The organism is Pseudonocardia sp. NPDC046786, from assembly GCF_040645415.1.
Taxonomy (GTDB): domain Bacteria; phylum Actinomycetota; class Actinomycetes; order Mycobacteriales; family Pseudonocardiaceae; genus Pseudonocardia; species Pseudonocardia kongjuensis.
Genome location: NZ_JBEYYF010000008.1, coordinates 198362 through 221626, shown reverse-complemented (window position 1 = coordinate 221626; position 23265 = coordinate 198362). Strand labels below are relative to the sequence as shown.

Sequence of the window (23265 nt, the reverse complement as noted above, 5' to 3'; positions counted from 1 at the left end):
GTTGTCGGGTAGCAGGGGCGCCCGCTGTGTGTTTCCGCCAAGAATCAGTGCAGCGGGCGACCCCACCACCCAGAGATGGGTTACTTCTGTTCGCGCAGAGCGCCGCGGGCCGAGTCCAGGTGGACGGTCAGGTGCGCGACATCGCGGGCGAGGTTGTCGTGGGTGTTCTTGAACCCACCGGTCCGATACGGAATCCCGTGCAGGCTGCGCTTGAGTTCGCGCATCGCGGCGTCGAGTTCCTCGACGGTGCGGTCGACAGCCTTCGACATGGCGCTCACTTCCTCCATTCGCGGGAGACCAGCTCGGCCTCCCACTTCTTGGCCGAGGAGGCCATGACCCGCAGCGAGGCGTGCACGGTCTTCGCCGAGGCCCGGATCTCCTCCGGCGACGCGGTCGACCAGTGCACGCCGCTCGCGCCGCTCTTGGCCGACAACCCCTTCCCCGACCGCTTGGTCTTCGAGTCGGCGGCCTTCGCAGCGACCTTGTCCGCTTCGGCGAGCGCGTCGCCGACGAGCTGCAACGCCCGCCAGAACTCCCCGTACTTGCGCAGAGCCCGCCGGTTGACCTTCGGCAGCGTCTTGACCCGGTCCCGGGCCCCGAGGTTGATCGCCATCGCCTCAGACCCCCTTGCGGATGGCGAGCTGGGCCAGGCGCAGGCCCTCGGCGACCCCGGCCCGCCACGCCTGCTCGGTCGCGATGACGGGGTGCTCGGTGCGGGCCCAGCGGCGCCGCTCGATCTCCAACCGCCGCACCAGCCGACCCACACCGGAGGTCACCCGCGGACGGACGCTCGTGTTGGTGTTCATGCCGTCATCCCCATCCCGACCGCGGCACCGGGCCGTGGGTCTCGCCGTCTCCGAAGCAGCCCGGGCAGACCCCGGAACCACCACACGCCCCGCACTCGACACCTGAGGTCGAGTCGCCGTAGCCGTCGCACACATCGCACGCCTGGCTACCGCTGCATTCGCCACACACCACCGCAGATCACCCCTGGTCGAGGACACAGGTGTCCCCGTCTCGGAATTACTGGGAAATTGCCGGAACACCATTCCGGCGACAGAAAGTGGGCCGCTACATCAGGCGGCCGGCCCGCTTGCGCTCGCGGGCATGCTCGACCCGTAGAGGCGTCGGTCAGGAGTGGTTCTCGTCGTCTTTGCCTCGGCGCATCGGCGCAGGGGAGGGGTGAGCGTGCTTGAGGCCCATCGCCTTGAACGCGATCCCCGACACTGTCCGACCATCCGGGGACTCGATCGAGTACGGGTTGATCTTCGGATCGATCAACTGAACCCGCGCGTCCTCCCCGAACCCCTCACCCGGATCTGTCGTCAGGGTCACCTTGATCTCCTCACCCTTCGGCGCCCGCTGACCCGCCTGAACCTGCAACTTCGCGAACAACGACACCACGAACTGCGTCACCCCATCCCGATCCGTGACCGGCACCTCCGCACCGTTCGCGTCCTGACGGGTCTTGGGTGCCGGCGGCTCCACCACCGTGAGCTTGAAGCCGTCGAGCACCACCGGAAGATCCCTCATCGCTCTCTCCTTCGTTCACCTGACCAGCTTGGCTAGCCATGTCAGAATGGCGGGCTTGGCTAGCCATGTCAAGCACGAATGAGGAACATGGCTAGTCGGGCTAGTCAGCCGACCGATACCGTGGGGTCATGAGCACGCCAGCCGAGTTCCTCGCGCACCTGGACCCGGAGGATCCGCGCACGCCGTCGCAGCAGATCTCCAACCAGATCCGCGCCGCGATCAAGCTGGGCAAGCTCAAGGCGGGGGAGAAGCTGCCGTCGCAGCCTGACCTGGCTGAGCGCTACGGCGTCGCTCGCGAGACGGTGAAGGCCGCGCTGCGTCCGCTCTACGCCGAGCGGCTGCTCATCAGCCGCCAGGGGAGCGGGGTGTTCGTCCGCGCCCAGACCGAGCTACCGGTGGGGCTGCGCCCGCACATCGAGGCTGCTTTCGAGCGCCCGCACGTGCGGATCGACTTCGCCGGGTTCTCCGGCGAGACCCTGGCAGGCACCCTGTCCGAGGTCCTGGACAAGGTCCGCGCCGGACGCCTGAGCCCGGAATCCATCGCCGTGCGGATCATGTTGTCCGACCCCGGCGTCCCCCTCGCGCTCCCGTGCCGAGCCGACACCGCCGCCGACGACCCCGCCGTCCGCAAGCGCGCCGACCGGATCACTCGTCGTGCCGTGGACAGCATCACCGACGGCGTTCAGGAGCTTGCCGACCTCGGGTTGGTCAGGACCGCGACCGCGGAGGTCCGGGCCCACAGCGCCTCACCGCTGTTCAAGCTCTACCTGATCAACGACGAGGAAGCGTTCTTCGGCTTCTACCCCGTCCTGGAACACACCGTCACCATCGACAAGGCCCCCGTGCCGATCTTCGACCCGATGGGCAAGGACGCCACCCTGTTCCACTTCTCCACCGGCGACGACGCCGACACCAGCAACGGCCCCCAGTACGTCACCCAGGCCCGCACCTGGTTCGACTCCGTGTGGACCACCATCACCCGTGAGTACCCGCAGTGACCCTCCCGACCGGCACCCGCACCCAGCTCGCCGACCTGCTCCGCGGCGCCCGGGTCCTGCTCCTGGACTTCGACGGGCCCGTCGCGCACCTGTTCGCCGGACACCCCGCCCCCGAGGTCGCCGCCGCCGTCCGCCAGTTCGCCACCGTGCGTGGCATCGACCTGAGCGAGGTCCGCACCGATGACCCGCTGGTCCTGCTTCGCGCTGCCTACCGGCATTCGCCCGAGTCCGGTCGTGATGTCGAGGCCCACGTCATCGAGCACGAGACCCGCGCCGCAACCGTCGCCGTACCGACCCCCGGCGCCCACGAGCTCATCCGCACCGCCGTCGCCACCGGGCACACCGTGCTGGTCGTCAGCAACAACTCCGAGCGAGCCATCCGCACGTATCTGGCCCGCCACGACCTCACCGAACACGTTGCGCAGATCATCAGCCGGCCCTTCGGGCGCCCCGAGCAGATGAAGCCCGATCCCCATCTACTCCACGCCGCGCTCGACATCACCCGAGCGGCACCGAGCGACGCTGTGTTCGTCGGGGACTCGATCACTGACGCTCTCGCCGGGACCGCGGCAGGAGTGCCGTGCATCGGCTATGCCAAGCAGGCCGAGCGTGCCGAGGGCCTGGCCGACGCGGACGCATTGGTCGTCGTCGACGACATGCACACCCTCGCCACCGCACTGCGCCCGTGACACCACTGCACCCCGACGTCGCCCGCGCCGCACACGCGCGATGGCCCGACCGCGCACCCGCCTGGATCGAGGCGCTCCATGTCGAGCTGGCCGAGGTCTGCGCCGCACTATCGGTCAACCCGACCGGCACGACGTTCTCCGCCAGGTCGGCCCACGTCCTCGAAGCCACGACCAGCACCGGCGCACGATTAATCCTGCGGTCGACTCCCGACCCCGACGCCGTCCACCAGGCCGCGGTACTGGACCAACTCGCCCGTGCTGGCCTGGCGCCTGCAGTCAATCTCCTGCGGAACACGCCCACGAGCACATGGATCGCCATGGACGCGGTCGAGCCTGGCGCATCGTTCGCTGAGCAGGAACCGCGACCGCGAGATCTCGCGGGGGCAGCCGCGATGCTGCGCACCCTCGCCGACGAAGACGACGTGCCCTCGGTGCCGAGCATCGTGCCGTGGCTCCGAACGCGGCTCACCGATCCGCCGGCCGACGACCAGCCACCGCACCGCAGTCCCGAGCCCGCTGACGTACGCAAGTCCGCCAGTCTTGTTCTCGACCAGCTCGCTACCGGGATGGCGGTCGGGCTGTGCCACGCCGACCTATCGCCGCCCAACGTGCTCCACGGGCGCAGTCGGCTGTGGTTCATCGACCCCCGAGGGATGAACGGCGAAGCCGCCTACGACATCGCTGTCCTCGCGCTGAAGCTCAGCGACGATCACCTCGACACCGCCCGATCCCTGGCCCGCAGCATCGCTCTGTCCAGCAGAACTGACCCTGAGCGCGCTGATGCATGGGTCACGGTGGTCGACGCCGCGACAGTCTGACCGCGGCGACAGCGTGCTGCGACAGCGTGCTGTGACAGCGTGCGTCGTGTCTAGACCTTCCGTTCGGTATCAAGCGGCGCCTGCGGCGCCGGCTGTGGGGCCCGGGGACGTGCGGCCTCCGGCCGTTCCCCGGGGCCCCACAGCCTCAGCGCGACAGGCTCATGGGTTATTCGCTGACCCGTTGGAATCCTTTGCTTTGGGCTTCTTGCGTGGCTTCTTGCGGCGATTCTGTCGATCCCAATCGTCGTCAACGAAGCAGTACGACGCCGGGACTTCCATCAGATCGAGAGCGTGAAGGCTGCGCCTGAGGCTGATTCTGGAAAATAGCGGCAAGTTCCTGCTTCTATGAACCTCATCCTTCTTGCTGATGATGGCGAAGAGCACCTCGAACTTTCGGCCCGCGATGGCTGCCGCCAGATTCTGCGCAGCATCGCCGTCGTTCGAGCGCGCATTCACAAGGTCGACAAGCTTTGCTCGCGACTCGTCCTCGCGTTTCAGGGTTTCGACCGAATTAACACCCTGGTTGAATAGGTGGCTTAGCGATGAAGAATCTGTGGATATCTTCACGTGGATCAGTTGTGCGCGGTCCTCGTGACTTGATATGACGTCGCACGGTTCAATCTGTGATTGACCGCCTGGGCTGATGTCAGTCTTGTCTAGACAGGCCACCTTATGTTCGGCGAGCGCGATGTTGTAATCCTCCTCGGCCTTCTCCTTGCATGGGCGAAGGCTGGTGGTTATCCAGCGTTTATCGAGAAATGTTGCAAGGTTACGGAGGTAGTCTTTGTCAACCTGGTACCACTGCCCTTCCGCTAGGTGGTAGAGAATTCCCTCGTCCCCGTCTAGTTCAACATCTAGAAGTAAGCTCTTATAAATGCTGTAGGTTCGAGGCCTATCCCCGTCCTCAGCTGTTGTGTGAACGCTGTGCTTCTTCAGGGTCTTCAGGTCGATCTGGTCGCGCGCGACGCCCTTGCTGTCTAAATAGTGGAAGTAGTTGGCTGCTAGGACTTCGTCGTACTCCGCGCTTCTGCCTGCGCCACTGAACGACGCGAAGATCCCTTGGGAATAGTCAACAAGCTCCGGGATGTCCAGCATGACATCTGTCGAGCGATCTTGAATCGCCTCTACCAGTGACGAGTTTAGTTGAGATATCCGTTCAGGGTCACGAACTGGAACTACGTTCTGGATGTTTGCGAAGGTGGTTCGAAAGTCGTCGCTCTCATACAGTGAGAGCAGAGTTGCGCACAGGTCCTTAAGTTCGTCTGCCTGTGCGCGAGTTCTGATACGAAGACTGGTCGAGCCTGTCGCTTCGTGAATTGTTTCTGAGTGCTCGCTCCTGACTTTGCCGGTTAGGCTGCGAAGGATTGTGCTGTCTTGATCTAGGTCGAAGAATGTGAGATCGTTGCTCACGGTAAGCTGGGTCCGTCGTCTTCTTGCCGAGCCTGGTTCAGATGTGTCGGTGTTCTTTAGCTTGTCTGGGTCAACGCAGTTTAGAGTAGTTCGTAGGCCGAAGTCGTACTCGTACGAGTCTTCGTTCAAGTTGTGGGCAACGTGGCCGAAGCATAACGCGAACTCTCGACTCTCGGAAGTCAAGAATACATCGCCCCTTTTCCGGCCTGCTTTAAGTTGCGACTAATGCCGAAATAGTCGACCCACCAAGGCGTATATGGGTCATTGTCGAGAATGTAGAGAGTCGCTCCCGGGGGAAGTTCGGAAACTTTCGACTCATTCTTTAATTTATGTCCGAGCTTCAGTGCTTCTGTTCGCTTCACTCCCTATTTTAAGAGGAATAGCGTGAAGTCCCTGCTCTTGGTCATGCGACGTCCGTTCGGCCGATACGTGATGTTTGCGACACAGTCGCCACTCGGCCGTCGCGCGTTACACGCGCCGTGGTGCCTCGATGACGGAGAGTCCTATACGAGTCCTCGCCGGACGGGCAGACCTCCGGGATGGTGGGCCGTGCCATCCCGTCGGCCTCCCCGAGGGCTACCGCACGGCCGCCCGTGGGCAGTAGCTCCGCATCGCCGGCTGCCTGTGTGCGTCGAGGGGCTGCCCACGAACGACCGCGCGGTCGGGCTGCGCCAGGCCGACGGGATGGCACTCGAACCGCAGTCGGGGTGTGTGGGCCGGGCCTGGCGAGGGGGGCCTGGGCCGTCTCCGGGCCGTCTGGGCCGTCGTGGGGCCGTCGGAGACCACCCGACAACGAGAAACGACGCTGACCGACGGGAGAAGATTCCCGCTGGTCAGCGCCGTTTCAGGGCCTGTAATCAGGCAGCCTGCTTGGTCTCCCAGAAGATCTCGTCGATCTCGTCGATGGCCGAGAGGGGCCGCCAAGCCGGCGATAGCGCGGCCCGACATCGGTCAGGAATCGAGAAGAAACGGGACAACGGCAGGTCTGGCGTTCCCGCGATGAACCTCGCGATTGATGCAAGCTTCCTCCCTTACGGCGACCGGGACGCTTCCCTCAATTTCTACCGTGACACCGTCTGCCCCCCTCGCTCGTCCACGCTGCTCAGGCCCATGATGGGACGCAGCACAGGTTCATGGCGCAGAACGCGATCGAGCCTCGCGCACGGGGTGGCCACTGTGGCTACTGGAGCAGGCCATCCGCGCTGGCCTTGAGGGCTGAACGACCGTCGGTGGCCGGAGCGGCGGAGCTGATCGCTGGTATCAGCGTGCTGCGTCGGTCGTTCCGCTCAGTGGCCTCGGAGGCACCTGCGACTTGGCCCCGCAGGACCTAGAGTGGCCACATGCTGGTCGAGGTGCTGGGCCCCGTTCGGCTCAGCACCGACGAGGGCGTTCCGGTCGAGGTGGCTGAACGGAAGCTGCGGCTGTTGCTGGTCTCCCTGGTCGTCTCCAGTGGCGAGCCGGTGTCGGCCGATGTGCTGATCGACCGTCTCTGGGGTGAGCGGTTGCCAGCCGATCCGAAGAAGGTGCTGCGAGCCAAGCTGTCGCACCTGCGTACCGCTCTGGAAAGGGCCCAGCCAGGCGGGCGTGATCTGCTGGTCCACACTCCGGTGGGGTATCGCCTGGCTGCCGAGACCGGCGTGGTCGATGCCGAGCGGTTCAAGGACGCGGTCGAACACGCTCGTCACATGAGCGCGCCGCAGGAGAAGACGACGTCCCTGCGGGCAGCACTGAACATGTGGCGCGGGGAACCGTACGGCGACGCGGTCGACGAGGTCTGGCTGGCCCCGATGGTCGCGGAACTACGTGACGCACGTGGCGACGCGCTGGAGTTGCTGGCCGAGGCGCTGGTCGAGCAGGGGGCACCGGAGCGGGCGATCGAGCAGGTGGGCGGTGTCGTCAAGGACCATCCCACCCGCGAGCGGCTGATCGCGGCACTGATGCAGGCGCTGTATCAGGTCGGCCGTCAGCATGACGCGCTCGAGATGTTCGAGTCACTGCGCCACCGACTCGCCGAGGGCCTCGGTGTCGACCCGAGTCCTGCAGTCCGCGAGCTCCACGGACGGATCCTGCGCCAGGACCCCGCCCTGAGTGCTGCAGGCCCGTCCGTCGGTCCTGCTCGTGTGGCGCCGGCACGGACGAACGTCGCGGCCGAGACTTCCCCGCTGATCGGGCGAGAACGCGAGGCCAGCCAGATCAACGCGATAGTGGCCGAGTCCCGGCTGGTCACCTTGACCGGCATCGGGGGCGTGGGGAAGACCCGCCTGGCACTGCACGTCGCTCGGGAGCAGGAACCCCGGTTCGATCGCGGAGCTTGGTTCATCGATCTGACCGAGCTGACCAGGACGCCCGAGGAGTGCCTCGGCTCCGCTGGACGAATCGCAGCTCTGGTCGTCGCGGCACTGGGACTGCCCGAGCAGAGCACAGGCTCGGAGCTCGACCGCGTCTGCGAGGCCTTGGCGTCGAGAGCCGCACTGTTTGTGGTGGACAACTGTGAGCACGTGGTCGTCGAGGCCGCCGTCTTCGCGGCCGAACTGCTGCGCCGCGCCCCGGGAGTGCGCCTATTGGCGACGAGTCGCGAACCCTTGGGGCTGCCGGATGAGCATCGCTACGACGTCGGCACCTTGAGTACGAAACCCGCTGACGATGGCGGGGCGAGCGAGGCGGCGCTGTTCTTCGCGGCGCGTGCTCGCGCTGCTGATCCGGCGTTTTGTCTCGATGAGGACACGACCCGGGTCGTCACCGAACTGTGCCGCCGCCTGGACGGGTTGCCGCTGGCACTGGAGCTTGCCGCCGGGCGGATCCGCGGGATCTCGGCGCGGGATCTGCTGGAGCGGCTCAGCGACCGGCTCAACATCCTGCGGCGTCCTGGCCACGGAGTGCGCAGACGGCAGCAGACCCTGCGGGGAATGATCGATTGGAGCTGGTCGCTTCTCGACGACGCCGAGCGGGCCGTGCTGCGCAGGCTCGCCGTCCATCCCGGCACGTTGACCCTCGACGCCGCCGAAGTGACGTGCGCCGACGATCCCGACGCCGGGACAGCAGTGGTCGTCGGACGATCGCAGGTGGTCGATGTGTTGATCGGCCTGGTGGAACGCAGCTTGGTGACCACGACCTCGACGCCGAACGGTGTACGGTACGGACTGTTGGAGTCGATCGCGGCCTTCGCCGGGGAGAAGCTCCACGAGCAGGACGAACGCGACGCGGTCGCCCGGCGTCACCTGACCTACTATCTCGATCTCGCGGTATGTGCGGATGCAAGGCTGCGGGGCACAGCGCAACGGCGGTGGTTGGCCCGGCTGGACGCCGAGCGCACACAGTTGAGCAACGCCTTCGGTGAGGCGGCTCGCGCCCGGGACGGAGGTAGTGCGGCAGGCTTGGCCGTGACGACGTTCTGGTATCACTGGATGGCTGGAAACGAAAGCCGCCTCCACCAGGACCTGAGCACCGCGATCAGCCTTCCCGGTCCCAGGGACGATACCTACGCGGCTGCGCTCACGCTCGCGGCGAGCATGCGAATCGACACCTCGTCGGGAGGCCCAGCTCGGGTCGACGACGCCGTTGCTCAGTTCAGCGACGCTGTGGCTCGTGCACGATGGCAGTGGGTCGCAGGCACCGAACTCATCGCAGCAGGCTATCGGACCGAAGGTGAGCAGCACGTCGACCAGGCCCTGGTTGTCTTGCAGGGTGCAGGCGACGACTGGACCGTGAGTGTCGCGACATGCCGGCGCGACTGGTTGCTGGTGACCATCTGGGGCGAGCAGCCACGAGGACCAGTCGATGGCCGCGACCCTGAACGCGTGCTCCGTGAACTCGGTGACCGCTACGCTCTCACCTACGCGCTGGCCGTGAAGCACCGCGCTGCCGAGGTCGCGGGCGACCGCCCTACTGCCTCGGCCGCGGCGGGTCGTGCGCTGACTCTGTGCCGGGAGCTCGGTTTGTGGTCGGCGGCCTCACTCTGGACGACCGCACAGGCGATCAACGCTGTCCGGGACGGCGATGTCGCTGGCGCTGCGGCTCTGCTGGAGGAATCCCGCGCGTTGGCCAGCGACACCGCGTCGCCCAACGCTCTGTCCTATGTCGATTTCGCAGAAGCGATGATCGCTCGACAGCAGGGCGACACGCGGCGAGCTGCCGGACTGCTGAGGCGTTGGAAGTCAGCGGGTGACGCTGCCGGTATCGACCTGCAAACACGGATCGAGGAGGCGTTCCTCACCGTCCAGGAAGGACGAACGGGTCAGGCTGAGGACTCCCTGGTGACACTGCACCGGCAGCTTCAGTGTGGGGCCAGGACACCCACGACTGCGCGACTGCTGGAACTGGCGGCGGCCGTGCGCGCGTTGCGCTCTGAGCCTGGAGCCGCTGCCGCGCTGCTGGGCACCGCCGAGGCACTGCGAGCCAGGACGGGACCAGTGCCGTCCTGGCTCGAGTGCCAGGACGTTCGCCGGATCCGCGAGCAGATGGCCCAGCAGTTGTCTGAGCCGGTACTGTCCGACGCGATCGTGCGCGGCAGATCCGCCGATCCCGGTCAGCAACTGGAAGCAGCGGTGCAGGCTGCCTCGCCCCGTGCCGCAGAACGGTGATCACGCTCGGCCGCTAGCGGGGCCGGCACCAGCACCGCGAGAAAGCCCTGTCGGTCCGGGCTCACGAGGAGCGTCCTCTGTGCACGTTGTGGTTGACTTCCGCCCCGTCCGGTGCGGCCGCTGGTTGGGGGCCACCGCACCGGTTGCCTCCTCTGAGGATGGTTCGGAATCGGCCGTGGACGGGGCGGCTTCGTCGGTGGGCAGCTCGACCCCGCGAAGTCCGCGCACCACGAGCACGGTGGTGATCACGCCGATGACCAGTGCCGCGATGTGGGCGGCCAGCGTGCCTTGGGACAGGGCATCCTGGGCAGTTCGAAGCAGTTCCTGGCCGGCTTGGCCCCCGATCTGCTCGGCGACGGCGACCGCTCCGCCGGGGCTCTGGGTCGCAGCGCTGCGATCGGCGTCGGAGACGGAGTCGGGGGAGCCGGCGTTCACGAGTCGGCCGAAGACCGCCATGGCGATGCTGCCGAGGAACACGATGCCCCCCGTGGCTCCGAGACTCGCGGCGATGTCCTGGACAGATGCGACCGGGCCAGCCTGCTTCTGCGGTACCGAGGTGACCATGAGCTGGGCGCCGAGCACCATCGGCGGGCTAATCCCGAAGGAAACGGTCGTCATCCCGACGGCGATGAACGCCGTCATGGGGGCCACCGCGATCGCGGTCAGTACGAGGGCGGTACCGACAACCGCAAGTCCTACCCCTGCCGCCATCACGGTCGCCGGTGTGAACCTACGGGTGAGTGCCGGGGTCAATGCGGTTCCGAGGATCGCCGCGGTGGCGGCGACAGCCAGGAGCAGCCCGAGCTGCGCGGTCGACACCCCGGAGACGATCTGCAGGTACTGGATCAGAACGAAGTCGACGGTCAGGAACGCCAACTGCGCCAACACATAGACGAGTGCCAGGACGCGCACGACCCTGATTGAGAACAGGTCAACGTCCAGCAGCGGGTTGTCGATCCGTCGCTGCCTGCGCAGAAACCATGCACCAAGGCCAATGCCGAGGAGGGTCGCCAAGGCGTAGGGGACGGAGAAGCCGTGATCGGCGATCTCCTGCAGGCCGAGGACGAGCAGTATGACCGCGGTCATGGAGACCACCACGCTGGTCATGTCGATCCGGTCGGTCGTCCTCTCGCTCGCACGGGGGTAGAGCCACAGCCCTGTGACGAGTACCGCGGCGGCGACGGGGACGTTGACCAGGAACACCGAACCCCACCAGAAGTGCTCCAGGAGCACACCGGCCAGGGGCGGGCCGAGCGCACCACCGACTGAGAAGGCGCCCATGACCACGGCGAACGCAACGCCGAAGTGCTTCGCGCTGGTGAACATCGACCGCAGCATCGCGATACCGGCCGGGGACGCTGCCGCGGTCGCCACACCGATCAGGATGCGCGCGAGGAGAAGGGTCTCGGCGTCAGGAGCGAAGGCGGCCAGTGCCGAGCCGGCACCGTAGAGGGCCATCGCGACCAACAGCAGCGTGCGGGGACCGATCCTTCCGGTGAGCCAGCCCATGGTGATGACCATCCCCGCGGCGACGAGCTCGCCGATGTGGACGATCCACAGCATCTGGGTCGTCGTCGGCGCCACGTCGGCGGCCACGGCGGGCATGGCCAGGAAGATCGCCGTGAAGTCGGTGGCCATCATGAACAACGGCAGCGCCAAGAGGATCAGGCCGGTCCATTCCCGCCATGTCGGTCGCGCAGGAACTCTCACGGAGCTCATGACGTGCCCCTCTCGGATAGGTTGTGGTGAGCGTGCGCCACTTCTGGTGACGGCCCGGGTGCTGGTGACGCCATCGTCGTGGCGTCCGATGCGGGCTCTGGGGCGGGTGTCGCCTGCCCAGGCATGTCTCCGCTGCTGTCGGTGGGCAGAGTGACTCCGCGCAGTCCTCGAAGGACGAGCACGGCCATGACCGCGCCGATGATCACTGCGGTGGCGGCCGCAGCCATGGTTCCCATCGACCATGCATGCTGGACCGCGGTCAGAAGATCCTGACCGACCCGTCCATCGATCCGCTCGGCGACGGCCACCCCACCCCCGGGACTGTGAGTCGCTACGTCGAGATCGAGATCGGACACGGCCGCCGGTGCCTCGGAGACCAGCGTTCGGCTGAAGACTGCCATCGACAGGCTCCCGACAAGTGCCATCCCGGTGGCCCCGCCCAGGCCAGTGCCAATGTCTTGGATCGCCACTGCCGATCCTGCCCGGTCCCGCGGGGCAGCGGTGACGATCATCTGCGAGCCGAGCACCATCAGCGGCGAAACGCCGAGCGAGATCAGCGTCGTGGCGACGACGAAGGAGGCGACGAGTCCCGGGGCGATCAGGAGCGTGACGACCACCAACGTTGCTCCCAGCACCGCGATCATAATGCCGCCGAAGATCAGATGAGAGGGCTGTATCCGTCGGCTCAGTACCGGTGTCAGGCTCGTGCCGAGAAGCGCGGCGATTCCCGGCGTCGCCAGGAGCAGGCCGAGCCAGCCGATGGGAACTCCTGCGACGACCTGGAGGAACTGCACCAAAGTTAGGTCGATGGGCACGAACGCCAGGTCGGACAGGAACAGTACTGCGGCCGCCACCCATAGAGTTCGAATTCTGAAGAGGCTTAGATCCAGCAATGGGTCTGCGATTCGATTCTGGCGGCGCAGAAACAAGGCTCCCAGGACGAGCCCGATCACGACCGGCAGGAGATAGACCGCAGACAGTCCTTGGGCGGCGATCTCCTGCAGTCCGAAAACGATCGTCACTATCGCGACGATGGACAGCGAAACGCTGACCAGATCAACACGGACGTTAGGGTTCCGCTCTCCCCGAGGGAACAGCCAGACGCCTCCCAGTAGCACAAGCAATGCGACCGGAACATTGACCAGGAAAACCGACCCCCACCAGAAGAACTCCATCAACAGCCCGCCCAGAGGCGGGCCCAGTGTCTTCCCGACGAAGAAGGCGCCGATGATAACGGCAAACGCGGTACCGTAGTGTCGCGCACCAGTGAATAGCGACCGCACGATCGCGAAAGTCGGAGGCGACGCAGCTCCGGTCGCGACTCCTACTAGAAGACGGGCCATCACCAATGTCTCTGAATTGGGAGAGAAGGCAGCCAATGCCGAAGCCGCACCGTACAGAACCACCGCCCACAACAGCAGGGTTCGATGACCGACCTTATCGGTCAACCGGCCCATGGTGATCACCAAGCCTGCAGCGATGAACTGCCCGACGTGCACGATCCACAGCATCTGCGTCGCGGAGGGGCCCAGGTCAGCCGCGACCGCCGGCATCACCAGGAACATCACGGTGAAATCTGTGGCCATCATGAACAACGGCAAGGCCAGCAACACGAGGCCGACCCATTCGCGCCACCTCGGATGTCCCGGGACGGCGGTGAGCTCGTCGGCGGTCATCATGGAACCTCAGCTCCTGGGGACCATCGAAAATGAATCGTCAATCGGACTCGACGAAGGGGTATGGGCGGTCGACGCGGGCTTGCTGTAGGGTCTGCGCCCACCAAGCGAGCTGGCCGAGGAACCCGTCGGCGAGCTTGCTGGTGCGCTCGACGTCGACTGGGCGACCGTCGTGGTCAAAGACCTCCCAAAAGTTGGCGAAGGTGATTGAGTCACGCAGCGGGACGGCATGGAACTCGGTGAACACGCTGCGCAGAGCGTCGATAGCCTGCAGACCACCGGTGATTCCGCCGTAGGAGACGAAACCCACGGGCTTGAGCTGCCACTCGGCGTAGAACCAGTCGATCGCGTTCTTCAGTGCCGCTGGGTAGGAACGGTTGTAGATCGGGGTCACCACGACAAACGCATCAGCAGGCGCGAGACACTTGCCCAGTTCGGTGACGGCGTCGGGCTGCGAGGCGCCGGCGTCGTTCCCACCCAGCACCACAGGAAGCTCGTAGTCGGCCAGGTCGACCAGATCGACCTCCAGCCCCTCGCGCTTGCGAGCCTGATCGGCGATCCAACCTGCAGGAGTCGGGCAGAACCGGTCCTTGCGAATGCTCCCAACGATCACCGCAACACGCAGCGGCTCGGTGCTGGTCTGGCCGTCAGACAGAAAGGTTGTCATCGAAGTCGACTCCTTCTAGAGGGCTTCTTGCTAGGTCGACCCGATCGTCGAGCGGAGGCGCTTCGTAAGGGTTGCGGGGAAGCTGTGGTCCGTCCGCAACCCGATCGGTGACGCGGGCCCTTCGGGTACAGCTGGTCGACCTGGGCGCACCTACGCGCGGGTTCTCCTCTCGACTCCTGAGCTTGACGCAACTTTCGAGCGGGTTGTCGCTGGCGGCGCCAAGGTCGTACAGGAACCGACGGAGCCTCCGGACGCGGCGGCGTGCGACGAACGTGCGATACGGCAGGGTCCACGAGGGTCACCAGCGGTCACTCGGGACCCCCCAACTCGCAGGTCACGGGCCAGATCCAGCGACGTGCATCGGATTCCCAAGCTGCTGTCTCGTCGAGCTGCCGGCCGAAGCGACTCAGGAACGGACCACCAGCGACCGCCCGCCCGCTCAATCACACGACCGCCCAGTCGGTCGCCGCGATCTTCTATGCGGTCGCAGGGGGCCATGTCCCCGATCGTCATCCGCGCGCGAGGTGCTGGCGCGGAACCTGCTCACACGAGTGCCTCCGCGGCGTTTGCGAACACCAGCCCGAGCCAGAACCAGCCCACGCCGATCACGGCGCGCTGGATCAGGCCCGCCCGCGGGTCGTCGTTCTCCCAGGCCGATCCGAACATGCTGAACCCCACGAACAGCAGGACCGCTGTCGCGCCGGAGTACCAGCGCCATCCGGGTCCCTCCAGAGCGAACGCCGCGATGGCGGCTGCAACGGGGAGCGCGAGGAAGACCACGGCCCCGGCGTGGTCGTGTCGCTCGTGGGTACGGGAGGTGTGTTCGGGCGTGTCGTCCGGGGTGCCTGGCGGGTACCCGCGCATCGGGTCCATCGGGAACACCCCGGAGGCGACCAGGCCGGCGCCGAACACTGCGATCACGAGCGCGAGCAGCATTGTCCCGTACATGATCGCGAGGGCGATGGCCCCGCCGGCCACCGCGAGCCCGCAGAGGACGAAGTTCACCGTCTGAATCCAGCCACGTCGTCCCAGCGCGAGCGCGCTGACCGGATGGCGGACGGGATGGTAGCCGGGCCGAGTAGCACCGTCGACGAGGAACGTCAGGATGAACAGCCATGAACCGATGGCGCCGATCCACAGGAGTGCGATCACGGCGCAGCCCGCCTGAGGTCCTCCATGGAACCAATTCCGATCCGATTCCGAGGATGGAAACGCCGGTCCGAACAGCACGTCCAGCGGCAACACGAGGCCCGTTCAGCCCGACCAGCGACGCCGAGCGCCGGCCCGTCACCATCAGCGAGCCAGCTGGTCAGAAGTCGATTCATCAGCGCGTTCGGGTGACCGGAGTCTCCCTTGTGGCAGTGCATCTCCGAGTGCCTCCATTCGTTCAGGAGAAGATCTCGTGGACTCCGTCCACCGATTCCGGGCCGTAGGCGACCGCACCGACCGGGATCTTGTGCCCAGTGGCTTCGAGGATGTGGGTGGTCCAGACAGGGCCGAAGCCACCGCACAGCTCGATCAGCTGCACGTCGTGCTGTTCGACGAGTCTCCGTGCCGCCTCGATGCCCTGGTCGGGGCGTTCCATGCCGACGACGACGGTGCGGCACGAGCCGGTGTCGACGACGGTGATGTCGCGCTCCGGATCGGCGCCCGCGGCCGTGTACAGGAAACCCCAGCGTGCGAGTGCCATGTTTTCCTCCTGTGAGGGCGTCTACTATCGCGGAGTGATTCCATCAAAGAGGATCTCTGGTGTCGACCGCTTCTCGAACGGCTTGCCGGTCAGCGAGTTGGGGCGTCGCGTTCGTGAGGGTCGGCAGCGGCGTGGTCTGACGCTGCAGGGTCTCGCCGACGCTGCGGGGGTCAGTCGCAGCATGCTGTCCGAGATCGAGCGGGGCGCGAAGATGCCGACGGTGCTCGTGCTGGATCGGGTCGCCGGGGCGTTGGGGTCATCGGTGGCGCAGTTGCTCGATGGGCATCGCAGCGAGTCGGCGGTGGTGATCCGGGCGGATGACCAGCGAGTGGAGGTCGAGGACGGTTGGACCTGGCGTCTGCTGTCGCCGGCGCTCCCGGACCGCTCGACCCAGGTCGTCCGGGTCGTCGCGCCGCCGAATTGTGATGGGCCCGAGTTCCCGGCTCATGCCGCCGGGTCGCGTGAGTGGCTGGCTCTGGAACGTGGTCGGCTCCGGGTCACGGTCGGTTCCGAGGTGGTCGAGTTGAAGGCGGGTGACGCCGTCAGCTTCGTCGGAGATCTGGTGCATCGGATCTCGAATCCTGGTGACGACGAGGCGATGTACTTCCTGGTCATCGACTACTCCGCGCCGTAGCTGGGCGGTCTGCGATGTGTGACCTCCACGGCGGGGCGCTTGAAAGGATCGGGGGAGTGGGCAGGTCCTAGTCTCCCCCGAAAATGGACGGCAGAAGCCAACTGCGGACCGTTGCTCGTGGAAGAGACAGGAGCTAGGACGTAGTTCGACGTGGCCGTGTTTCGGCGAGAGCTGAGTCGGGCTTGGTCCAGTTGGGTGCTTCTCGCCACAGCATGCCCGCAATAGTTGTCGCTGCGCAGAATGCAACCACGGCTGTGGTTAGGATGAAGATGCTCTCATTGCTGACATGAATATTCGCGTAATGCGAGCCCAGAAAGAGCTGCATGATGACCTGAAAAGCTAGGTGGAATCCGATAGAGGCCCAGATTGATCCAGCTATGAGGCGAACGCAGCCAGCGACGATGGCCATGCCGAAGAAGAGGATCGAACGCTCGAAAAGTACTCCCCAGCCGTTGTTGATGACCCACAGTGCGGTGCCGAAGGTGGAGAACAGTAGGGCTTGGACCACGACGGCGATCCAAGGTGTCGCGACCGTGGTGAGATTCCGGTAGATATAGCCACGGAAGATGAGCTCTTCGGAGAATGCCTCGTAGGTGAAAACCAGCACGACGAGCAGGAGGACTGCGCCGACGATCTCTGCGACCGAGGACTCGATCCGGACCTCCAACCATCCGAATGAGAGTCCGGCAGTCATTCCGATAGCGGCCGGGATAAGCCAGGTCAGGGCGCCGTAGAGGACGTCTCGAAACGCCTGCTTTCCACCCGTGAGCCCCAAGGACGATATCGCGCGACGGTCCAGGTATCGGCACATTGCCAGGACTAGCGGCACCGCTAGAGCGAACGTGCCGACAGCGTTGGTGACGTGCTTAGGTAGCGACATCTCGGGGCCCCACAGCGCGGTGCTCAGCTGGGTCACACCGAGCCAGATGAGCAATGTCCCTACGGTCGCGACCACGAGCCGCAGACTGAGCGGCGCGAGAGCGACGGAGTCCCGCCGTGGTGTGGAACGTGTCATTGGATCCACACTATGGGGCCGGGCCGGCTGGCGGACCTGCCAGAAGTCATAGCGGACCGCGACGATCAGGTCCCGGACTCGACGCCGATACCGCCATCGCCAACGTCACGAACCTCCATGCCGCGCAGGAGGTGAGGAGTGGCGAGCTGCCCGGTCGCCGTCGACCACCACGGCAGCCGAGACCCCACGGGGCCGACAGCGCGACGTTCCCGCTCTACATCTGAACGTGCTCCTTGCTTCACACCGAAGTGGCCCTGATCGGGGCCGCGGGGATCCGAGCGTGCAACTGGCATGCAACTACAGGCGGTAGACCACGGTCACTCGCAGGGCGTGGCGACCGCTGTTTCCACAGGTCGAAGTCGACGAGCGCCAGTCTGACGAGGCCTTCCAAACTGGCTACGCGGGTTCGATTCCCGTCGCCCGCTCAAGTAGGTCTACCAGCGGAAACGGCGCCCACTCCCGATCTTGGGAGGGGCGCCGTTCGGCGTTCGTGCCAGATTCGTGCCAGAAGTAGGCGGGGCGGGCCTCCAGGGGTGCCTCTCAAGGACCGAGAGGCACCCCTGGAGCCTGATGGGTGGGCCTCAGGCCAGCCAGCGTTCTCGCAGGTGTGCGCGGGCTTCATCGGGCGCTTCGAGTCGCGTGTACTGCCCGGGAGTTGCTCGGAAGATGCAGTCCACGCCGTAGCGGTGGAGATACGTGACCACGGAGTCGGCAGGCCGCTCCGGTACGAGGACGGTGAGGCGGTCGACAGGCTGGCCGGCCCAGGGTGCGTAGTCGAGGAGCTGGCCAAGAGCCTGACGCACGTAGGTCCGAGATGAGCTGCGCTTAGCTTCGATGACCTCGACGGTGTCCGCGGTGGCGACCAGCAGGTCAGCGATGCCCCCGTCGGGGGTCTTGAAGCGCGATGTCGCAACGCCGTTCAGGGTCGCCGCGTAGTCCTGCACGAGGAGCGCCTCAGCTCGGTGGACGAGTACCTCGCTTGCCGCCTTTAGGTAGGTGGTCGTCGTGGTCCTGACGGCCTCGGTGGGCAAGGGCTTGCCGGAGGCAAGTGCCTCCGTCACCTTGAGTTCAGCTTGATCAGCCTGCTGCGCGGCGACAGCGGATTCGATCCGAAGACCCTGGAGGATCTCGGCGCTCTTCTCGGCGTCGAGGAAGCGGAGACCCATGAAGTTGTCGCCCTCCTTGAAGCTGGGTAGCGCCCAGATCTCGGAGTACGGGATGTCGACGTGTTGGAAGTTCAACAGGCTGTAGACGTTGTGGAAGCTTCCTTTGTTGGGATCTTCTGCCCACATGCGGTTGGCGAAGACCGAGTTTCGGAAGGAGACTCCGACCTCGCCGACGGCACGGACTCGGTTTTGGCCGGTGAACAGGAAGACATCCCCGCTCTGCAACGTGTCCATGCGCTTGTCGTGGTTCGGGGTCGCACCCCAGAACTCCGTCCGACCCGCTGGATGCAGGCCGATCAGCGAGTCGAACTGGGAATCCGTCAATCCCGAGCGAAAGTGTTCCTCTTCGAAGGGGACCTGCTGATCCAGTGTCAGGGCCCAATGCCGTCTGGCCATCGGGTTGCCGTACGCGGGCTGGATGACGACCTGGACCATGCAACGCTCCCAAGATCTCGACGTCGTTGAAGCCTAGGCGTCTGGTAGATCGGTGTACTTCGCGGCACTGCCCTTGGACTGGGCAACTGGGTACCGGTCCTCGTTCCTCGTGACCTTGGCATGGGCCTCTGCCACCGGATCGATGCCACAGACCTGGCTGAATCGGATCAAGTAGATCAGGACATCTGCCACCTCGTCCGCCAGACGGACTCGCAGGTTGTCGCTGATGCCACCGACCAGCTCGCTGTCAGCCTTCCACTGGAGCTCAGATGCCAGCTCTCCGACCTCGCCCACGAGCGCGAGAGCGAGCGCTCTTGGAGTGTGGAACTGGCCCCAGTCACGGGCGTCGGTGAACTTCTCGATCCGATGTGCAAGATCATCGAGGTCGCGCATTCTGCCGAGGATATCGACCTGGTCGATCGATGCTGTGACCACAGAGTGGTGCCCGCCCTCCGGCGAAGGCGGGCACCACTCCACTGTGACAGCTCGCCGGGGCGTGCTTCAGCTCACCGACTCTTCCCCTGCCGTCCGTGCCTCTCGGATCATCAGATCCAGCGCCTCGGCGATCCGGTGGTCCCGCTCGCTCGTCGCGTGCTGGTAGATGAGCGCTGCTCGCGCGCTGCCGTGGCCGATGCGGGACATCACTTCGCGCAGCGTCGCACCGGTCTGCGCAGCCAGTGTTCCGCCGGTGTGACGTAGATCGTGCACGTGCAGCTCCGGGTTGGCCCCCGCCGCCTGCACAGCCTTCTTCCAGATCTTGTTGAACGCGCTGCGACGGGGCGACGCGCCCTTGGGACCGATGAACAGCCGGCCGTCGGAACCGGGCTCGGCGTACAACCGCAGGTGCTCGCGGATCTCCGGGAGAATCGCGGCCGGCAGGGCCACAGTGCGCCGGCCGGCCGCGGACTTCGGCCCTTTCAAGGTGCGCTGCCCACTGTTCAGCTCGGCGAGCGCGCGCGAGACCCGCAGGACCGGAACGCCATCGTCGATCGGCGAGTCCGGGTCCGCTCCGGCGGCAATCTCGGTAGCCGTCGGCTTCCGTATCGGCGGCACAGTCAGGTCCGAGCGGCGGAGCGCGACCAGCTCGCCGAAGCGGAGCTGTCCGAACGCGGCCAGCAGCACCAGCAGCCGGTACCGCCGTTGGATTCCTGCGGCGATCGCGAAGACCTCCGTCAGCGTCGCGGTGGGCCGCTCCGGCGTCTCCGACTGGCCTGCCCCCGTGATCCGGCACGGGTTGCGGCGCAGGATCTCGTCGTCGACGGCGGTGTTGAGCACTGCGCGGAGCAGCGAGTAGGAGCGCGCGATCGTCGCTGCACCGGTCCCTGCTTCTTGTAGCGCGCTGCGCCATGCGCGAACGCGGGGTGCGGTGAGGTCGGCGATCATGACTTGGCCCAGGGTGGGTCCGATGTGATTCCGGAGGTACCCGGCGTACAGCTCGCGGGTCCGGGCTTCCAGATCGCGCTCGGCGATCCACCGTTCCGCATACTCGGCCAGCGAGACGCGGCCGGCGTCCGGGTCGATCCACTCACCCCGACGAACCTCTGCCTCGATGTCGACGAGCCGCTCGTTCGCCTCCGTCTTGCTCGGATAGGTCCGCTCGTCGGAGCGCAGGATGCCGTCCGGACCCGGGTAGCGCACCTGCCAGTTTCCCGACGGCAGCTTGCGCACGCTCCCGAACCGACGTCGGCGGCCGGTGCTGTTCCCACCCATCAGGCCGCCCTCCGTCCGCGTCGGCGCACAGGGATCGGGGAGACCGTGCATCGGGCGATGTACTCGTCGAGCACGCTCTCCGCGATCCGCACGTGCCGTCCGATGCGGACGAACGCGATCCGGCGCTCAGCGATCAGACGACGAGGGAACCGCACCGTCGTTCCGAGCCGCTCGGCGACCTCGACCACGGTCAGATAGCGCTCGCTCATCGGGTACCCCCGTCGGTAGCGGTTACAGCGGTTACGTGCCTGGTCAGGGGCGTAACCGACGAACGGGGTGTAACCGCGGCGTCGGTTACGGCGGTCTGCTCCGGTGAGTCGTCGGGTGAGGGCTCGACAGGGGGCGTAACCGTGGGTGCGGTTACGCGGTCGGGATCGGTTACGCCTCTGACCTGCGGTGTAACCGGTGTAACCGTGGTAACCGCACCTGCCGGGGCGGGCTCTGGGGCGGGTGGGAGGTAGCGGGCGAAGGCGTCGGAGAGTGCGCCGTCGACGTGGTAGCCCTTGGTGACGTGCCCGCCGATGCGCAGCGGGCCGGGGCGGACGCCGTAGCGGGCCAGCTCGCGGGCGAGGCGTCGGGCGTCGAGGGGGCGGCCGTCGAGGTCGGCCCAGCCGGCTTCCTCGTCGGCGCAGAGCCGGCCGATGATGTCGCTGGTCGCCATCCGCTCGGCCTCGTGCGCGGTGAACAGGGCGCGCAGGTCGGCGAGCAGCCGCGTCCCGACCGACGTGCCGGTCTCGGTGGCCTGCCCGACGAAGTGCACAGCGGCGGCGCGGGCGGTGTCGGGCCAGTGCCCACCGGCGAGATCGGCGATGGCGAGCAGGGGCTCCCAGACCTCGGCGGCGCGGTCGGTGACCTGCTCGGGCATGACCGGCTCGGCCCCGACCAGCTCGTCCTCCCCGACCCTGTCGAGCCACGCGGCGAGCTGCTCACGCAGCGGCGTCGCCTCGTTCTCGACCCGACGCTCGCGAAACGCCTCGGCGCGTTCGTGCGGGGCGCGTCGGCGCATGTGCACGGTGATCGCGCGGGTGGTGATCGTGGCGGGCATCGCCCCGGCGATCCCGGCCAGAGCGACCGGGGCGAACACCGGGAACCGCTCGACCTTCATCCGGGAGGCGTCGCCGACGCAGCGCGACACGGTGGCCGAGCGCTTGTAGCCGGAGTTGAGCAGTCCACGCAGGTCCTCGTGGTTCCCGCCTCCCTTGGGCGAGAACACGGCGTCGATCTCGTCGAACAGCAGCGTGACCGGGCCGTCGCAGAGCATCCGGAAGATGGCCGCGGTGGTGATCGAGATGGTCATCTCGGGCTTGCGGACGAGGTACTGCGCCACTTCGAGGACCCGGGTCTTGCCGGAGCCGGGCTCGGCGCTGTCGAGGATGAGGCGCGGAGTCGTGTAGAAGTGCTGGACAGCGTGGGTGTGGGCGTACCAGAGCGCCAGCATCGGGGCGGTGTGCCGGTCGGGGAACACCGAGAACCGGGAGACGAACGCGGCGACCTGGTCGAGCAGCTCGGCCGGCGCGATGGCGGGCAGGTCCGGGACGGCGCGCAGGCCGGCGGGTGTGGTGCTCATGCCGACCGCCGCCCCTCGCCGTGGGAACGAGTGCTCGACAGGGTGGGCAGCCGGCGGGGCCGGCGGGCGCCGTAGCCGAGTCCGGACGCGATCGTGGCGGCGATGTCGGCGGCGGTGCAGTCGCACGGCCCGTCGACGATGTGCCCGGCCAGAGCGGTCAGGTCCGCGGCGGCCTGCTCGCGGTCGAGCACCCCGGCCCCGACGAGCTGTCCGAGGGCACGGGAGGCGGTGAACACCGCGGCGTTGTGGCCCCCACGCTCGGCCTGAGCGATGCGCTGCAGCTCGGCCCGCACGACCGCCGACACGTAGGCCCCGGCGTCGCGCGGCGTGGTGGTGGGCCGCTCAGACGGCGTTGAGTTGGCCGTGGAGGGGCGAACGGACAGGTGCCAGACCAACCACCCCGGCAGAGGGGGTGGGTCGGTGTCGTCGAGCAGTTCGTAGGAGCCGTTCGGGAGCCGGCTGCCGGGGGCGAGCACCTGCCCGCCCTGCCCGCGGCTGTCGAGCATCGGCCCCAACGTGCGGGCGGTGTTGCCGAGCCGGACCGCGGGGGCCCGGAAGTACAGGTGTCGGCCGCCGGATGGTGTGGCGACGGTCCAGGTGTCGGGCAGCCCGCCCCGGCCGGCGGCGAGGCCGGCGAGCACGGCGGCGCCGTCGCGGCTCTGGTCGGGGTCGGTCGGCTTGGGGGTGTCGCAGTCGACGACCAGGAGCCGGGAGGGGCCGCAGGCGATGCCGGCGTTGTGGTCGGGGTGGGCGGTGAAGTAGTCCACGATGGTCTCCGGGTGAGTGGTGGCGCGGGACTCCCACGCCGGGATGGCGGGCTGCTTGCGGCCGGGCAGGACCGGGAAGAGGTGCCAGCCGCGGGCGGCGAGGTCGAGCCAGCCGGCGAGACGAGCACGGGCTGCGGGACTGCCGGAACGGTCACTCTGTGTCGACATTCGGGCTCCTGATTTCGGCATGG

General features: G+C 66.7%; 21 protein-coding genes, 1 tRNA gene and 1 pseudogene. 6 read left to right on the top strand and 17 right to left on the bottom strand.

What is annotated here, in order from left to right:
• Nucleotides 1–80: 80 nt before the first annotated feature.
• The 4 genes from ABZ881_RS13095 to ABZ881_RS13080 all read right to left on the bottom strand — a co-directional run bounded on the left by ABZ881_RS13095 (nucleotide 81) and on the right by ABZ881_RS13080 (nucleotide 1533).
• On the bottom strand, nucleotides 81–269 hold the full coding sequence (locus ABZ881_RS13095; protein WP_010223771.1) for a hypothetical protein: 189 nt from the start codon (nucleotides 267–269) through the stop codon (nucleotides 81–83).
• A gap of 5 nt (nucleotides 270–274) precedes the next feature.
• Nucleotides 275–613: a hypothetical protein gene (locus tag ABZ881_RS13090; protein WP_358484311.1), complete on the bottom strand. Its 339-nt coding sequence runs from the start codon at nucleotides 611–613 to the stop codon at nucleotides 275–277.
• A 4-nt stretch (nucleotides 614–617) separates the two neighbouring features.
• Entirely contained in the window at nucleotides 618–806 is a 189-nt protein-coding gene (locus tag ABZ881_RS13085) for a hypothetical protein (RefSeq protein ID WP_358484310.1), read from the bottom strand.
• A gap of 325 nt (nucleotides 807–1131) precedes the next feature.
• On the bottom strand, nucleotides 1132–1533 hold the full coding sequence (locus ABZ881_RS13080; protein WP_358484309.1) for a hypothetical protein: 402 nt from the start codon (nucleotides 1531–1533) through the stop codon (nucleotides 1132–1134).
• 128 nt (nucleotides 1534–1661) lie between these two features.
• On the opposite strand from ABZ881_RS13080, the gene ABZ881_RS13075 reads away from it, so the two are divergent.
• The 3 genes from ABZ881_RS13075 to ABZ881_RS13065 are packed head-to-tail and all read left to right on the top strand — an operon-like array spanning nucleotide 1662 to nucleotide 4038.
• Complete coding sequence (locus ABZ881_RS13075) at nucleotides 1662–2531, top strand: winged helix-turn-helix domain-containing protein (RefSeq protein WP_358484308.1); 870 nt, start codon at nucleotides 1662–1664, stop codon at nucleotides 2529–2531.
• Nucleotides 2528–3220: an HAD family hydrolase gene (locus ABZ881_RS13070; RefSeq protein ID WP_358484306.1), complete on the top strand. Its 693-nt coding sequence runs from the start codon at nucleotides 2528–2530 to the stop codon at nucleotides 3218–3220. The genes ABZ881_RS13075 and ABZ881_RS13070 overlap by 4 nt, the downstream gene beginning before the upstream one ends.
• A complete protein-coding gene (locus ABZ881_RS13065; protein WP_358484305.1) occupies nucleotides 3217–4038 on the top strand; it encodes a phosphotransferase in 822 nt (273 codons plus the stop codon). Before ABZ881_RS13070 ends, ABZ881_RS13065 begins: the two co-directional genes overlap by 4 nt.
• Before the next feature lie 159 nt (nucleotides 4039–4197).
• On the opposite strand, the pseudogene ABZ881_RS13060 reads toward ABZ881_RS13065, so the two are convergent.
• Nucleotides 4198–5637, bottom strand: a pseudogene (locus tag ABZ881_RS13060) (DUF6119 family protein); the annotation flags it as partial.
• Between the two features lie 1151 nt (nucleotides 5638–6788).
• On the opposite strand from ABZ881_RS13060, the gene ABZ881_RS13055 reads away from it, so the two are divergent.
• On the top strand, nucleotides 6789–10028 hold the full coding sequence (locus ABZ881_RS13055; RefSeq protein ID WP_358484304.1) for a BTAD domain-containing putative transcriptional regulator: 3240 nt from the start codon (nucleotides 6789–6791) through the stop codon (nucleotides 10026–10028).
• Here ABZ881_RS13055 and ABZ881_RS13050 read toward each other — a convergent pair whose 3' ends face one another.
• From ABZ881_RS13050 to ABZ881_RS13030, 5 genes are all read right to left on the bottom strand, one after another.
• Nucleotides 10029–11747: an MFS transporter gene (locus ABZ881_RS13050; RefSeq protein WP_358484302.1), complete on the bottom strand. Its 1719-nt coding sequence runs from the start codon at nucleotides 11745–11747 to the stop codon at nucleotides 10029–10031.
• The gene (locus ABZ881_RS13045) at nucleotides 11744–13423 is read right to left on the bottom strand and encodes an MFS transporter (protein ID WP_358484301.1); all 1680 of its coding nucleotides are present in this window, start codon (nucleotides 13421–13423) and stop codon (nucleotides 11744–11746) included. Before ABZ881_RS13045 ends, ABZ881_RS13050 begins: the two co-directional genes overlap by 4 nt.
• Nucleotides 13424–13463: 40 nt before the next feature.
• A complete protein-coding gene (locus ABZ881_RS13040) occupies nucleotides 13464–14090 on the bottom strand; it encodes an NAD(P)H-dependent oxidoreductase (protein WP_358484300.1) in 627 nt (208 codons plus the stop codon).
• A gap of 543 nt (nucleotides 14091–14633) precedes the next feature.
• Nucleotides 14634–15335: a DUF998 domain-containing protein gene (locus ABZ881_RS13035; protein ID WP_358484299.1), complete on the bottom strand. Its 702-nt coding sequence runs from the start codon at nucleotides 15333–15335 to the stop codon at nucleotides 14634–14636.
• Between the two features lie 142 nt (nucleotides 15336–15477).
• Nucleotides 15478–15780, bottom strand: a complete 303-nt coding sequence (locus ABZ881_RS13030; protein ID WP_358484298.1) for a DUF6506 family protein — start codon at nucleotides 15778–15780, stop codon at nucleotides 15478–15480.
• On the opposite strand from ABZ881_RS13030, the gene ABZ881_RS13025 reads away from it, so the two are divergent.
• Nucleotides 15674–16414 carry an XRE family transcriptional regulator gene (locus tag ABZ881_RS13025; protein ID WP_358484296.1) on the top strand — a complete coding sequence of 247 codons (741 nt, stop codon included), beginning with the start codon at nucleotides 15674–15676 and terminating at the stop codon, nucleotides 16412–16414. The genes ABZ881_RS13030 and ABZ881_RS13025 overlap by 107 nt on opposite strands.
• A gap of 133 nt (nucleotides 16415–16547) precedes the next feature.
• On the opposite strand, the gene ABZ881_RS13020 is transcribed toward ABZ881_RS13025, so the two are convergent.
• On the bottom strand, nucleotides 16548–17369 hold the full coding sequence (locus ABZ881_RS13020) for a type II CAAX endopeptidase family protein (protein WP_358484295.1): 822 nt from the start codon (nucleotides 17367–17369) through the stop codon (nucleotides 16548–16550).
• A 383-nt stretch (nucleotides 17370–17752) separates the two neighbouring features.
• Between ABZ881_RS13020 and ABZ881_RS13015 the strand changes: the two genes are divergently transcribed.
• Nucleotides 17753–17854 (top strand) — tRNA-OTHER (locus ABZ881_RS13015).
• 156 nt (nucleotides 17855–18010) lie between these two features.
• Here the strand turns inward: ABZ881_RS13015 and ABZ881_RS13010 are convergent.
• The 6 genes from ABZ881_RS13010 to ABZ881_RS12985 form a co-directional block, all read right to left on the bottom strand.
• Complete coding sequence (locus ABZ881_RS13010) at nucleotides 18011–19030, bottom strand: hypothetical protein (RefSeq protein ID WP_358484294.1); 1020 nt, start codon at nucleotides 19028–19030, stop codon at nucleotides 18011–18013.
• 33 nt (nucleotides 19031–19063) lie between these two features.
• Nucleotides 19064–19423: a nucleotide pyrophosphohydrolase gene (locus tag ABZ881_RS13005; RefSeq protein WP_358484293.1), complete on the bottom strand. Its 360-nt coding sequence runs from the start codon at nucleotides 19421–19423 to the stop codon at nucleotides 19064–19066.
• Nucleotides 19424–19531: 108 nt separating this feature from the next.
• Entirely contained in the window at nucleotides 19532–20698 is a 1167-nt protein-coding gene (locus tag ABZ881_RS13000) for a tyrosine-type recombinase/integrase (RefSeq protein WP_358484292.1), read from the bottom strand.
• Between the two features lie 41 nt (nucleotides 20699–20739).
• A complete protein-coding gene (locus ABZ881_RS12995) occupies nucleotides 20740–20949 on the bottom strand; it encodes an excisionase family DNA-binding protein (RefSeq protein WP_350589551.1) in 210 nt (69 codons plus the stop codon).
• Nucleotides 20946–22307, bottom strand: a complete 1362-nt coding sequence (locus tag ABZ881_RS12990; protein WP_358484290.1) for a DUF3631 domain-containing protein — start codon at nucleotides 22305–22307, stop codon at nucleotides 20946–20948. Before ABZ881_RS12990 ends, ABZ881_RS12995 begins: the two co-directional genes overlap by 4 nt.
• Complete coding sequence (locus tag ABZ881_RS12985) at nucleotides 22304–23242, bottom strand: bifunctional DNA primase/polymerase (RefSeq protein WP_358484287.1); 939 nt, start codon at nucleotides 23240–23242, stop codon at nucleotides 22304–22306. The genes ABZ881_RS12990 and ABZ881_RS12985 overlap by 4 nt, the downstream gene beginning before the upstream one ends.
• Nucleotides 23243–23265 lie beyond the last annotated feature (23 nt).